The organism is Cellulomonas cellasea (assembly GCF_030372105.1).
GTDB lineage: Bacteria > Actinomycetota > Actinomycetes > Actinomycetales > Cellulomonadaceae > Cellulomonas_A > Cellulomonas_A cellasea_A.
Map to the genome: position 1 here is coordinate 37,809 of NZ_JAUDBQ010000005.1, position 13,161 is coordinate 50,969.

General features: G+C 72.5%; 11 protein-coding genes. 5 read left to right on the top strand and 6 right to left on the bottom strand.

Annotated features, from left to right (window positions below):
* Positions 1-6: 6 nt before the first annotated feature.
* The 5 genes from QUV83_RS06265 to QUV83_RS06285 form a co-directional block, all read right to left on the bottom strand.
* Positions 7-1,866 carry a tyrosinase family protein gene (locus QUV83_RS06265; RefSeq protein ID WP_289563340.1) on the bottom strand — a complete coding sequence of 620 codons (1,860 nt, stop codon included), beginning with the start codon at positions 1,864-1,866 and terminating at the stop codon, positions 7-9.
* 67 nt (positions 1,867-1,933) lie between these two features.
* Positions 1,934-3,208, bottom strand: coding sequence for an ATP-binding protein (locus QUV83_RS06270; RefSeq protein WP_289563341.1), 1,275 nt, complete (start codon positions 3,206-3,208; stop codon positions 1,934-1,936).
* A gap of 114 nt (positions 3,209-3,322) precedes the next feature.
* Positions 3,323-4,366 carry a hypothetical protein gene (locus QUV83_RS06275; RefSeq protein WP_289563342.1) on the bottom strand — a complete coding sequence of 348 codons (1,044 nt, stop codon included), beginning with the start codon at positions 4,364-4,366 and terminating at the stop codon, positions 3,323-3,325.
* A gap of 291 nt (positions 4,367-4,657) precedes the next feature.
* Complete coding sequence (locus QUV83_RS06280; protein WP_289563343.1) at positions 4,658-5,074, bottom strand: nitroreductase family deazaflavin-dependent oxidoreductase; 417 nt, start codon at positions 5,072-5,074, stop codon at positions 4,658-4,660.
* 35 nt (positions 5,075-5,109) lie between these two features.
* Complete coding sequence (locus QUV83_RS06285; RefSeq protein WP_289563344.1) at positions 5,110-6,603, bottom strand: helix-turn-helix transcriptional regulator; 1,494 nt, start codon at positions 6,601-6,603, stop codon at positions 5,110-5,112.
* Between the two features lie 130 nt (positions 6,604-6,733).
* Here QUV83_RS06285 and QUV83_RS06290 point away from each other — a divergent pair, with 130 nt between their 5' ends.
* The 3 genes from QUV83_RS06290 to purD all read left to right on the top strand — a co-directional run bounded on the left by QUV83_RS06290 (position 6,734) and on the right by purD (position 10,704).
* Positions 6,734-8,653, top strand: coding sequence for a phosphoenolpyruvate carboxykinase (GTP) (locus QUV83_RS06290; protein WP_289563345.1), 1,920 nt, complete (start codon positions 6,734-6,736; stop codon positions 8,651-8,653).
* A 36-nt stretch (positions 8,654-8,689) separates the two neighbouring features.
* Positions 8,690-9,340, top strand: a complete 651-nt coding sequence (locus QUV83_RS06295) for a GNAT family N-acetyltransferase (protein WP_289563346.1) — start codon at positions 8,690-8,692, stop codon at positions 9,338-9,340.
* A 65-nt stretch (positions 9,341-9,405) separates the two neighbouring features.
* Positions 9,406-10,704 (top strand): phosphoribosylamine--glycine ligase, encoded by a 1,299-nt coding sequence (gene purD, locus QUV83_RS06300; RefSeq protein ID WP_289563347.1) that lies wholly within the window; start codon positions 9,406-9,408, stop codon positions 10,702-10,704.
* Between the two features lie 28 nt (positions 10,705-10,732).
* Here the strand turns inward: purD and QUV83_RS06305 are convergent, their stop codons facing one another.
* Positions 10,733-10,951 carry an SCO4848 family membrane protein gene (locus QUV83_RS06305; RefSeq protein WP_066586647.1) on the bottom strand — a complete coding sequence of 73 codons (219 nt, stop codon included), beginning with the start codon at positions 10,949-10,951 and terminating at the stop codon, positions 10,733-10,735.
* A 69-nt stretch (positions 10,952-11,020) separates the two neighbouring features.
* On the opposite strand from QUV83_RS06305, the gene QUV83_RS06310 reads away from it, so the two are divergent.
* Both QUV83_RS06310 and QUV83_RS06315 read left to right on the top strand, forming a co-directional pair.
* Positions 11,021-11,971 carry a phosphoribosylaminoimidazolesuccinocarboxamide synthase gene (locus tag QUV83_RS06310; RefSeq protein ID WP_289563348.1) on the top strand — a complete coding sequence of 317 codons (951 nt, stop codon included), beginning with the start codon at positions 11,021-11,023 and terminating at the stop codon, positions 11,969-11,971.
* 135 nt (positions 11,972-12,106) lie between these two features.
* Positions 12,107-13,144 (top strand): iron-siderophore ABC transporter substrate-binding protein, encoded by a 1,038-nt coding sequence (locus tag QUV83_RS06315; RefSeq protein WP_289563349.1) that lies wholly within the window; start codon positions 12,107-12,109, stop codon positions 13,142-13,144.
* The last annotated feature ends 17 nt before the right edge of the window (positions 13,145-13,161 follow it).

Below are 13,161 nucleotides of genomic sequence, written 5' to 3' on the forward strand. Positions count from 1 at the left end.
CTGCCGTCAGTCGTCTTCCCAGAGGAAGGTGAGCCGGCTTCCGGGGCGGATCCACTCCATATCGGCGACGCGGAAGACGATGCGCCGGCCGGGGATGGCCTTGTGGAAGATGAACTGGCCGTCGCCGAGCTCGTCGACCCGGTGCTGGGTGGTCGCTCGGGAGAGGGCGCCCTCGGTGTCGAGCATCGTCCAGTCGGGCAGGCGGATGCCCTTCCACCAGGAGACATCGGGGCCGAGTTGGAGGACCACCTCGATGTGGTCGGCGTCGGTGGCGTCGCGCTCGACGGTGAGGCGGACGATGTCGTGGGTGGAGAGTCGTTTAACGGTGAGCAGGGTGGCCCAGGCGGCGGCCAGGCCGTCGGCCTCGAACGTGTACCTGTCATACGGCGGTGGGCGGAGGACGGCGCGGTCGATGGGGCGCAGCTGGCGTGGCGCGCCGGGCTTGCCCTGGGCGCTGGGGCCCCAGGGGCGGGGCGCGGCGTTCGGTGAGCCGGGGCGTGGCAGGCCGTTCCAGGGAGACATCGTCGACCGGATCTCGCGCCCGGCTTTAGCTCCCTGGAGGGCTAGCGCGGCGTCGTAGCGGGCGTCGTAGGCCTCCTGCGTCTCACCCGGGAAGGGCTCGGTGCCGGTGGCGACCTCCACCTTCCCGTCGAGGAGCTGTCCGTAGGCCCAGGCGGGCTCCAGCCTCCAGGGCGGTTCGGCGCGAGCCTCGAGGCCGGCGGGGCTGAGCTGCCAGCTGGCCCAGAGCCGGTCGACGTTCGAGTGCAGCAGGAAGACAAACGGATCCTCGAATGAGGAGTGCCCCGCGTCGCTCGTCCGATCGCCGCCGATCGTCCCGCCGATGAAACGGTGGATCAGCCCGTGGTCGATGTACAGCCTGCGCCAGAACCGTTCGAACGCCACGCCGGGCCGGGGAGCCGGCGCCCCGACGCGGTCGAACAGGAAGGGGCGGAGCAGGTCCTCGTCGGTGTGGACGCGCATTGCCTCGTCGACGCCGGGCAGGATTTCAGATGACCCCGGGGGCCACAGCTCGTCGCGCTCGGCCATCGTCACCTCCCGGGGCCCGTGCCCAGACACGGGCAGTGCCCGCGTGATCCTCGGCGGCGGGAGGTCCGCCGGAAACGGCACGCTCCGGAAGTGACCGTCCTTGGTGACGTAGCGGTTGGGTGGGTCGGGACTGTAGAAGCCCCCCTCCAGGAACGGCGAACCGATCGTGCCGTTCGCGCCCATGAAGCCCTCGTCGAAGAGGTTGACGAGACCGCCCTGGCCGTCCGGCGCTCGCTCCGGGTGAGTGGTCCAGTCCCAGTAGTGCAGGGCGAGAGTCGGGTCGATCTGCTGCAGTTGCGCCTCGAACTCGTTGACCAGCGCACGGTGCCACGCGAGGAACGTGGCCTCGTCGTGGACATGGGTGGCCTGGTGGACCTCGTCCTGCTTGAACCAGATGGACACCGGGTCAGGCGTGGGCATCGGGTCAACCGTGACTTTGGGTGTCGGGTAGTGGCGGTGGTTCAGCTCGAGGATCGCGTCGCGCAGCCGTCGCCGTTCCTCGGCGCCCACGGTGGCGACGTCTCGGCGGACCGGCTGCTGGGCCAACGGCGGCAGGTCCTCGCAGCGGGGCAGCGAGTCGAGGTTGTTGGCCGGGTCCGCGTCCGGGTCAGTGCGCAGGTAGGCCCCGTCCGGGTCGTGCACCACGCGGACTTTGGCGGCACGTGAGCCGGCGTCGACCAGGTAGGTGTGCCGTCGCGCGTCGAGGTCGTCGATCACCTGGCCGACGGGGACGACCGGGGCGCCGGGCTCGCGCAGGCACAGCGCGAGCGTGACGCCGTTGCGGTCGCGGACAGCTCCACGGATGTGTCGGACGCCCATACCGCAGCCTCACCCCGCGTGGGAGGCGCGGCAACCGTGGACCGAGGAGAGGGCGCCGCAGGTGAGGTCATGGTCCCAGGAGCGCGGCAGGCACGACGGCGATCCCGTCGTCGCGGCGGTAGGCAGCCGATCCGGTGGTAATGACGACGGCGTCGAGGAGGTCGTCGCCCACCTGGTCGCGGAGCCAGTGCAGATGTCGGGTGTCGTGGTCGTCGGCCACCGGCGCCAGTTTGACCTCGATGGCGAGCATCCGCCCGTCGGGCCGCGTGACGATCAGGTCGATCTCGTGGTCGCCGCGGTGGGTGCGCAGATGGCTCACGCGCGCGCCCGCGGCTTCGGCGTAGACGCGGACAGAGAGTGTGACGAGCCCTTCTTGGAGGGCTCCGAGCAGGGTTCCATCGCGTGGGATGGCAACTGCGCCTGGGCGGGGTTGATCAAGCAGCGCGCCTGCGCCGACGCCGAGCAACCGGGCAGCGAGGGCGGGGTCGGCCAGATGGTGCTTGGGGGTCTGGCCCAGTGAGGCGAGGTGGTTGCGGGTACCCACCCAGGCTGGCAACTCGTCGAGGAGCCACAGCCGCTCGAGGGTCTCGCGATAGGCGATGGTCGTGGTCTTTGCGGGCTTGTCAGGCTGCCCCGCGGTAGCCGCATCGAGGATCTGGTTGTAGGTCGCCGTCGTCGAGGTGGCTGCGGCGAATGCGGCTAGCCACGCGCGCAACACGCCTGGGCGGCGGACCACGTGGCCTGCGTCGGCGAAGTCGCGCTGCACCACGGCGTCGAGGTATCCGTCGAGCGCATCGGGCCTCGACCTTGCCGGCAGCGATCGCAGGCCCGGCAATCCGGAGGCCACGATCTCCTCGGCGTAGTCGGCCAGAGCGACCGGGCTGTCACCACCGATATCGGCCCGGCTGTCGGCCAGGAGGTCGGCGAGCGAGACCGTGGGCGTGACGAGTTGGCGTTCGGCGAGCGACATTGGGCGCATCCGCACACGCACCAGTCGTCCGGCGCCAGTGTGCGTCGGCGCCTCGGTGGGGGTTGCGGAGCCGGTGAGCAGGAATCTGCCAGGGCTGCTGTCGGTGTCGACTGCACGGCGCACCTGGTCCCAGACGGGCGGGTGGAGCTGCCACTCGTCCACGAGCACGGGTGCCGGCAGGCGTGTGAGGCGGTCGCGGTCGGCTCGGACGAGTGCGATCTCCTCGGGGTCATCGAGAGCCACGACGGTGGCAGCGCGCCGTGTCGCCGTGGCGGTCTTGCCGACGGCCTTCGGTCCGTCGATGACCACGGCGGGCAGATCTGCGAGAAGGCGGTCGAGCTGGGTGTCAACGACCCGGTGAACGTAGGCCATAGCCGAAGGCTACCGTTCCGCGATGCCATACGCTACCGTTTCGTCGAGTCAAACGCGACCGTTTCGTCGACTCAAACGCTACCGTTCTGCGCCTTGACGGCTTCCGGACGGCGTTCAGTCCAGCGGCCGGATGGCCGTGGCCTCCGCTGCGGCGGGGGTCTCGAAGGCCAGCCGGTACGTCTCCACGACAGCCTCCTGGGCGCCGCCCAGGTCATGTTCCATGGCGTCGCGCACGATGCGCGCGTGGGCGTCGTCCAGTTCCGGGGGCGCCGACGGGTACGGCCGCACGCGCACGTCGAGCTCGAAGGCCCGGCGGATCACGGGGCCGAAGCGGCAGACCGGCGCCGGGCACCACACGTCGAGGGTGCCCGTCCCGTCGTCCACGGTGATGCGGGCGCCGTCGCCTGATCCGACCAGGCTGACGACGCGGGCCTGGATGGTGCCGGATGCCTCGGCGCCGTCACCGGCCTCGAGCAGCAGCGTGCCGACGGTGGTGGTGGCGCCCTGCGGGTAGCGGTCCTGGGCGGTGACGCCGTCGGCGGCGAGCCAGTGGGCTGGCCATAGGCGCACGTCCTCGTCCAGCACCACCCGGTCGCCGAGGCCCGGCAACGGCAGCGCCCGCGCGAGCAGGGCCTCCTGGTACTCAGGCCATCGGCCCTCGGGGTCGAACTCGTAGTGCACGCGACCCAGGACCCGGTGCTCGCGCACCTCGCCGAGCTCGATCATGGCGGCCATCAGGTCCAGGTAGGCGGCGAGGTTCGCGGCGACCACGGTGAAGGCGCAACCGGCGAACGCCCAGTCCAGCAGCGCCCCACCGGCCTGGCCGGGGGAGTCGAGCTCGACGAACAGGAAGCTGTGGCTCTCGTAGCAGACCGGGAACAGCAGTTGGGGTGTCATCCCCGGGAAGTCGTCGCGATGCGACACCCATGTGCTGAGGGCGATCTCGGGCGCGGTCAGCGCGGGATGCGGGGCAACAGTGAGGGACGTGGGGTCGACGCGCCGCCACAGCATCTCGAGCTGCTGGGGGAGTCGCAGCGGGTGGAGAGTGGCGTTGACCTGCGCGATCAGGGCGTCCATGTCAGTGCTGGGTGGGCGGATCGGGGGGATCCCCGCGGATGCGTAGGCCGCTGTCAGCCGGTCGATCGCCGTGTCGATCATGCGCCTCTCCTTGGCACTCCCGGGGCCGGCAGGCACCCAGTGGGCGGGCCAGCGCGAACAGGATGTCGGGTGGGAGCGTGGTCAAGCGGGCGAATGCGGAGAGTTACCCCGGTTGGCCGCATCGTGGCGGTGACCCGCGGCCCGAATCGCGAACCGCTGGTACCTCGCGGAGCGGTCTACGCCAGGGTTCCCGCCGAGACAGTGGTGGAGTGGCAGGGGAAGCACGACGTGCTGCACAAGGCGCATTCGACGCTGGTCTTCGCGCTCGTCGTGCTGCTGCTCGCAGGCATGTCAGCCGCTTTCGCGGTCGCCGCGCGCCGGTCGCTTCGGCGCGGCGGCTAGCTCGACGTAGTCGTCGACCCGCAGGGTCCGCAGCGCCACCCGGACCCACCAGGGCATCAGGCGGGCGCCCGCCGCGCCATGCAACAGGACCGGGGCGACGAGTGCTGTCGTCCGCCCGCCCTGCACCAGGCGCGCCCGCCCGGCGGCGAGGACGTTCCGCAGCCAGTCGACGTCGGGGCCGTAGGTGAGGGCGATGACGACGCCGCGCGCCGTGCGGAACGCCATCACGGGTGTTGCGCGCTGGCTGCCCGAGCGGCGGCCGACGTGGTGGATGACGGCGAGCGGCGGCATGCGCACCGCCAGCGGGCCGAGCACGCGGTTCGTGACTCGGCGGTTGACAGGGGTGATCCAACGGGGGATCGGCACCCTCCGACGCTAGCGGGCGGCGCCGACGGCCGCTGTCACCGGGTGTTCGAGTGCCGGTCCAGGAACGCGTACACCTCCGCGTCGTCCACCCCGGGGAACGTCCCCTGGGGCAGCGGGGCGAGCACCTGGGCGTGCATGCGGGCGCTGGGCCACGACTGGTCGGCCCAGCGGGTGGCGAGCTCCGGGTCGGGGCGGCGGCAGCACGCGGCGTCGGGGCAGCGCGATGTCGTCCGCAGCGTGGTGTCACGGCCGCGGAACCACTTGGCGTGGGCGAATGGGACGCCGACGGTGATGGAGAACTCGCCGGAGTCGGCGGTGCCCGTCTGGGCGGTGCACCAGAACGTGCCGGCGGGGGTGTCGGTGTACTGGTGGTACTCGGTGGTGCGGTCGCGGCTGGTCAGCGCGGCGCGGGCGGCCCAGTGCCGGCAGACGTGCTGGCCCTCGATGGCGCCGGTGGGGTCGGTGGCGAAGCCGACGCCGTCGTTCTCGTAGCCGCGGGTCAGGGCCCCCGCGTCGTCGACGCGCAGGAAGTGCACGGGCAGGTCGAGGCCGCTGGTCGCGAGGTTGGTGAATCGGTGCGCGGCGGCCTCGTGGGTCACGCCGAACGCGTCGCGGAAGTCCTCGATGGCCAGGTCTTTGGCGCGCTTCGCGGCGCCCAGGTGCTCCAGGGCGGCGCTGCGGGGCATGAGGCAGGCGGCGGCGAAGTAGGTGATCTCGAGTCGCTGCCGCAGGAAGTCCGCGTAGGACTCGGGCCGCACGTGGCCGAGCACCCGGTGCGCGATGGCCTGCAGCGCGAGGGACCGCAGCCCGTGGCCGCCGGGGATCGACGCGGGCGGCAGGTAGATACGGCCCGACGCCAGATCGGTGACGGTGCGGGTCGAGTGCGGCAGGTCGCTGACGTGCAGGATCTTGAAGCCGAGCTGCTCGGCCATCCGCGCGACGGCCCTGTGCGTGAGGGCGCCCACGGTGTACCCGGCGGCGCGGGCCATCCGCTCGCCGACCTCGTCGATCTCCGGCATGCAGTTGTCGCGCTCGCGCATCCACAGACGCAGCTCGGTGTTGGCGCGCCGGGCCTCCTCGGGGGTGGCGATGGACTCGTTGACGCGGCGGGCAAGCTCGTCGTGCAGGCCGACCAGGGCCTCGAGGGCCTCGGTGGGCACGGAGCGGCCGGGCCGGACGGCGGGCAGCCCGAGGCCGGTGTACAGCGAGGTGCGCTGGGCTCGGTCGAGGGCGATCTCCAGGGCGGCGCGCCGGTTGGGCGGCTCGGCTGCGAGCAGGTCGGCCAGCTCGACATCGAGTGCCGCGGCGATCTCCTGGAGCAGCGACAGGCGGGGCTCGCGGTGGCCGTTCTCGATGAGGGAGAGCTGGCTGGCGGCTGATCCGGTGGCCTGCGCGAGCTGGTCCAGGGTGAGCGACCGTGCGGTGCGGAAGTGACGGATCCGCCGGCCCAACGTGAGCAGGTCCCCGGTGCGCGGCTTGCCGGGGGCCGGTGGGTCGGAGCGTCGCGAGACCGGGGGTCGAGGGCTCATCTGTTGACAGTAGCGAAAGAACGGCATTTCTTGACCGTCTGTAGCGGTTGAAGATGGTCCAGACCTGGCGAAGTGTGGGAAAGGACGAGGCCAACGCCCCGCCCATCGCCCGCCAAGGAGGCCGATCTCCATGACCCTCACCGATCCCGTCCTCGCCAGCGCGACCCGCGTGCGGCTCAGCGCCGCGACGCCCGGCGCCACGCCAGCCTCGACACTGCGGATCGACACCGGCGCGCCCACCCGGCACGGCGCCCTGCTCGCCTGGGTGGCGCGCATCGCGGCGCTCACCGAGCCCGACGCCGTGGTGTGGGTGGACGGCTCCGCCGAGCAGCAGCAGGAGCTCATCGACGGCATGGTCGAGGGCGGCACGCTCCTCCCGCTCAACCCCGAGTTGCGCCCGAACAGCTACCTGGCGCGCTCCGACCCGCACGATGTCGCGCGCGTCGAGGACCGCACGTTCATCTGCTCCGTGGACCGCGCCGACGCCGGCCCCACCAACAACTGGCGTGAGCCGCGCGCCATGCGGGCCGAGTTGTCCGGGCTGTTCACAGGCGCCATGCGCGGGCGCGTCATGTACGTCGTCCCGTTCTCCATGGGCCCCATCGGCGGCCCCATCTCGCAGATCGGCGTCGAGCTCACCGACTCGCCGTACGTGGTCGCGAGCATGGCGGTGATGACGCGGGTGGGATCGGCAGTGCTCGACGAGCTCGGCGAGGACGGGGACTTCGTGCCCGCCGTGCACTCCGTCGGCGCGCCGCTGGTCGACCGCGACGGTGAGCCGGTCGGCGACGTGCCATGGCCGTGCAACGCCACCAAGTACATCGTGCAATTCCCGGAGACCCGCGAGATCTGGTCCTACGGCTCCGGGTACGGCGGCAACGCGCTGCTCGGCAAGAAGTGCTTCGCGCTGCGGATCGCCTCCGTGATGGCCCGCGACGAGGGCTGGCTGGCCGAGCACATGCTGGTGCTGCGCGTCACCGACCCCGCCGACCGGGTGCTCCATGTGGCGGCGGCGTTCCCGTCGGCCTGCGGCAAGACGAACCTGGCGATGCTGCGCCCGACGATCCCCGGCTGGAAGGTCGAGACGATCGGCGACGACATCGCCTGGATGCGCCCCGGCGGCCCCGGCACCGATGGTCGCTTGCGCGCCATCAACCCCGAGGCCGGGTTCTTCGGCGTGGCGCCCGGCACCGGCCCGGCGACCAACCCCACGGCCATCGAGATGCTGCGCTCCGACGTCATCTTCACCAACGTGGCGCTCACCGACGACGGCGACGTGTGGTGGGAGGGCCTCACCGAGCAGCCGCCCGCGCACCTGATCGACTGGCGCGGCCAGGACTGGACGCCCGACGCCGGCACGCCCGCCGCGCACCCCAACTCGCGGTTCACCGTCGCGGCCGACAGGTGCCCCTCGATCGCGGACGACTGGGACTCGCCCGACGGCGTCGCCATCGACGCGATCCTGTTCGGCGGCCGGCGCGCCACCAACGTGCCGCTCGTGACGCAGGCCCGCGACTGGACGCACGGCGTGTTCATGGGCGCGACGATCTCCTCGGAGAAGACCGCCGCCGCCGAGGGGACAGTCGGCGAGCTGCGCCGCGACCCCTTCGCCATGCTGCCGTTCTGCGGCTACACGATGAGCGACCACTGGGGGCACTGGCTCGACCTGGGCGCCCGGCTCAGCGCCGAGGGTGTGGAGCTGCCCGCGATCTTCCAGGTCAACTGGTTCCGCAAGGGCGACGACGGCCGGTTCCTGTGGCCCGGCTTCGGGGAGAACTCCCGAGTGCTCGCCTGGACGCTGGGCCGCGTCACGGGGGACGCCCAGGCCGTCGAGTCGCCCGTCGGCCTCGTGCCGGCCCCTGGGGCGCTCGCGCTGGACGGCCTGGACCTGCCCGCGCAGGACGTCGCCGCGCTGTTCGACATCGACCCGGCGTCGTGGCTCGACGAGTGCGACCTGACCGAGGAGTTCTTCGCCCAGTTCGAGGACCGCCTGCCGCCGGCGATGACCGCCGAGCTCGACGCGCTGCGAGGGAGGCTCCGCGACGCCTGAGCGCCGACCACGCGCGGTCCCGCTACGGTCGAGCGCATGAGCCCCGCCGCACCGGACGCCGAGCCGGACGTCCCCGCCACCGCCCCCGACGGACGCGACCTGCTAGGCCCGGTGGTGGAGTTGCGCCCGCTGTCCGCCGAGGATGCGCCCGCCCTGTTCCGGGCGCTCGACGACGCGCGGGTATGGGCGTCCGGGTATAGCGGCGGCCCGGGCAACCGGCCGCCGAACGTCGGCGGCGCGGAGCGGTGGATCTCCCGCCTGCTGGCCGTCCCCGGCCTCAAGCCGTACGCGGTGCGCACCACCGCGGAGTCCGAGCTCGGGCCCGCGGGCACCCTGGTGGGCACCAGCGCGCTGGGCGACGTGGACCTGCCCAACCGGCGCCTGCACCTGGGCTGGACGGCGTACACCCCCGACGCGTGGGCCGGCCTGGTGAACCCGGCGTCGAAGCTGCTGCTGCTGCGGCACGCGTTCGAGGACTGCCACATGCACCGCGTGAAGCTGCAGACGGACGCGATCAACCTGCGCTCGCAGGCCGCCATCGCGCGGCTCGGGGCCGTCCGGGAGGGCGTGCTGCGCGAGCATGTGCGCCGTGCGGATGGCACCTGGCGCGACACCGTCGTGTTCTCGATCCTGGCGGAGGAGTGGCCCCGCGTGCGGGCCCGGCTGGAGTCGCGCATCGCGGACTGAGCGGGCTCGATCGCGCGGCGGACGCCCCCGCGTGTGGGCGCCCGCGCCGGTTAGGCTCCAGGACCGTGAAGATCCTCGTCGTCGGCACCGGTGCTCGTGAGCACGCCCTCGTCCGCTCCCTGGCGGCAGACCCGCAGGTCACAGCCCTGCACGCCGCTCCGGGCAACCCCGGCATCGGGGCGCTCGCGCAGCTCCACCCGGTGGACGCGCTCGACGGTGAGGCCGTCGCCGCGCTCGCCGCCGAGCTGGGTGTCGACCTGGTGGTCGTGGGCCCCGAGGCGCCCCTGGTCGCCGGGGTGGCGGATGCCGTCCGCGCGGCGGGGATCCCCGTCTTCGGCCCCAGCGCCGCGGGCGCCCGGCTCGAGGGCTCGAAGGCCTTCGCCAAGGAGGTCATGGCCGCCGCGGGCGTGCCCACCGCCGAGCCGCGCGTGGTCACCAGCGCCGACCAGGTCGCCGACGCGCTCGACGCCTTCGGCGCCCCGTACGTGGTCAAGGAGGACGGGCTGGCCGCCGGCAAGGGCGTCGTGGTGACGTCCGACCGTGACGAGGCCCTGGCCCACGCGCTCGCGTGCCTGGACAAGGCCGACGGCCGAGTTGTCATCGAGGACTACCTCGACGGCCCCGAGGTCTCCCTGTTCGTGCTCTCCGACGGCTCGACGGTGGTCCCGCTGGTGCCGGCGCAGGACTTCAAGCGCGCGCTCGACGGCGACCAGGGCCCCAACACCGGCGGCATGGGCGCGTACTCGCCGTTGCCGTGGGCGCCCGAGGGCTTGGTGGAGGAGGTCGTGGCGCAGGTCGCGCAGCCGACCATCGACGAGATGCGCCGACGCGGCACGCCGTTCGTGGGCGTGCTGTACGTGGGCCTCGCGCTGACGTCGCGCGGCACCCGCGTGGTGGAGTTCAACGCCCGGTTCGGCGATCCGGAGACGCAGGTCGTGCTCGCCCGGCTCGCGACACCGCTGGCCGGCGTGCTGATGGCCGCCGCCACCGGCGCCCTCGACACCCTGCCGCCGCTCGAGTGGCGCGACGACGCCGCCGTGACCGTCGTGGTCGCGTCGCACGGCTACCCGGGCTCTGTCCGCTCCGGCGACCCGATCACCGGCATCGAGGACGCGGAGGCGATCGACGGGGTGCACGTGCTGCATGCCGGGACCGCGCTGCGCCAGGCGCCCGCCGGGGACGACGACGCGGCACTGCGCGAGGCGCAGCTCGTCGCGGCGGGGGGCCGGGTGCTCACCGTCGTGGGCGTCGGCACGGATCTGACCGCCGCTCGGGCCGCCGCCTATGCGGGCGTGGAGCGCATCGACCTGCCGGGTTCGCACCACCGCACGGACATCGCGCAGGCGGCCGCCGCGGGGGAGTGAGCCCCGCGGACCGCTAGCGCGGGGCCGGTCAGAACAGCGTCAGCACGCCCAGCAGGGTGATCGCGAGGCCGAACGCGAGCGAGACGACGATGAGCACCGCGTGCACGGTGCGGAACCGCGTGGGCCGGCCCTGCTCGTCGCGTGAGCGGGGGTCCTTGTCGATGCGCTGCCAGAACCGGGGCCAGATGACGATGTTCCAGATCCCGGCGAGGACGAGCACGAGGGACCAGGCGAGGGGCAGTTCCATGGGCAGGAGTATCGCCTGCCCGGCGGACGCCCGGCCCACGGCGCCCATCGGGCGCGGCAGACTAGCGCCGTGACCCACGCGCCCGACGCCGCCTCTGCTCAGCCGTTCGACCTGCCCGGGTGGACGCACACCTACTCCGGGAAGGTGCGCGACCTGTTCACGCCCGACGACTCGGACGCCGGGCGCGCGCTCGTGGCCGAGCACGGCGACGTGGTGCTGGTCGTCGCGAGCGACCGGGTCAGCGCCTACGACCATGTGCTGAGCCCCGGCATCCCCGACAAGGGCGTGGTGCTCACCCAGCTCAGCCTGTGGTGGTTCGAACAGCTCGCCGACCTGGTGCCGAACCACGTCGTGTCGACGGACGTGCCCGCCGCCGTGGCCGGGCGCGCGATGATTTGCCGCCGGCTGGAGATGTTCCCGGTCGAGTGCGTGGCGCGCGGCTACCTCACCGGCTCGGGGCTCGCGGAGTACCGGGTGGACGGCCACGTCACCGGCATCGCCCTGCCGGAGGGCCTGGTCGACGGCTCGCGGCTGCCCGAGCCGATCTTCACCCCCGCCACCAAGGCCGAGTTGGGCGAGCACGACGAGAACGTGCCGTTCGAGGCGGTGGCGGAGCAGATCGGCGCCGAGGCGGCGTCGACACTGCGCGACCTGACGCTGGCCGTGTACGCGCGGGCCGAGCAGGTCGCGCGGGGGCGCGGGGTGATCCTGGCGGACACGAAGCTCGAGTTCGGCACGGACCCGGTGACGGGCGCCGTGACCCTGGGCGACGAGGTGCTGACCCCGGACTCGTCACGGTTCTGGGACGCCGAGGCCTGGCAGCCGGGTCAGTCGCAGCCCAGCTTCGACAAGCAGTTCGTGCGCGACTGGCTGACGTCGGACGCCTCGGGCTGGGACCGGGCCTCCGATGGCACGCCGCCGCCGCTGCCGTCTGACGTGGTGGAACGCACGCGGGCGCGCTACTTGGAGGCCTTCGAGCGGCTGACCGGCCGCTCGTTGGCCACATTCGTCGCGATGTGACCTAGCGCACGACCTAAGTCCTAGAGCAGACTGCGGCATGAGGTTAGCCTTACCTCATCGATGCCGGGGGCGTCTGCTCTGCCCAGCGAGGTGGCGAGCTTCGCCCCGGTCCCCTGGAACGGATGGAGCCCACCCGTGCACGCACGCACGCACCTGCGCAGGAACATGGCGGTTGTCGCCGGCGCCGCAGCCCTCGCCCTCGGCCTGACCGCATGCGCAAGCGACGACGCGACGGACCCGGCGGCTGACGCCGACGCCACCGCGAGCCAGAGCGTCACGATCACCTCCGCCTATGGCGACGCCGTCATCGAGGGCACCCCCGAGCGGGTCGTGGCCCTCGGCTGGGGCGGGGCCGATGTCGTGCTCTCGCTCGGCGTGGTGCCCGTGGGCATCGAGGCCGACGCCTGGGGCGGCGACGCGGAGGGCTACGAGCCCTGGTTCCGCGAGGCCGTCGAGGAGCAGGGCGCCGAGCTGCCCGAGACGATCGACATGTACCCCGAGCTGGACGTCGAGAAGATCGTCTCCCTCGACCCCGACGTCGTCATCGCCCCGCAGTCGGGCCTGACGCAGGACGCCTTCGACCAGCTCTCCGAGTTCGTGCCCGTCGTCGCCCACCCCGGCGACGCGTGGGGCACTTCCGTCGAGGACCAGGTGAAGATCACCGCCAAGGCCCTCGGCAAGGAGGACAAGGTCCAGGAGGTCCTCGACGGGATGGCCGAGGCCACCGCGACCGCCGCCGCCGAGAACCCCGAGTTCGAGGGCGTCTCGTTCGCGTACATCTACGGCGGCACGCAGGCGGGCTCGCTCGACGTGTACCTGCCCGGCGACACCCGTGTGGAGCTGCTGACGCAGCTCGGCCTCGAGCTGGCGCCCTCCGCTGCCGGCCTGACGTCGCCCACCGGCGCGTTCACCGCGAGCCTCGGCCTGGAGAACGCCGACCAGCTCAACGACGCGGACGTCGTGTTCACCTGGTTCAACGACGAGACCGAGCAGGCCACCACCGAGGCGCAGCCGCTGTGGCAGCAGATCGCGGCAGTGCAGCGCGGCTCCTACGTGACGATGCTCGACCGCCAGCTCGGCATGGCCACCTCGGTCGCCTCGCCGCTGAGCATCCCGTGGGCGCTGGACCGCTACGTGCCGCTCATCTCTGAGGCCGTCACCCAGCTGCCCTGACCGCTCCTTCTCGACTG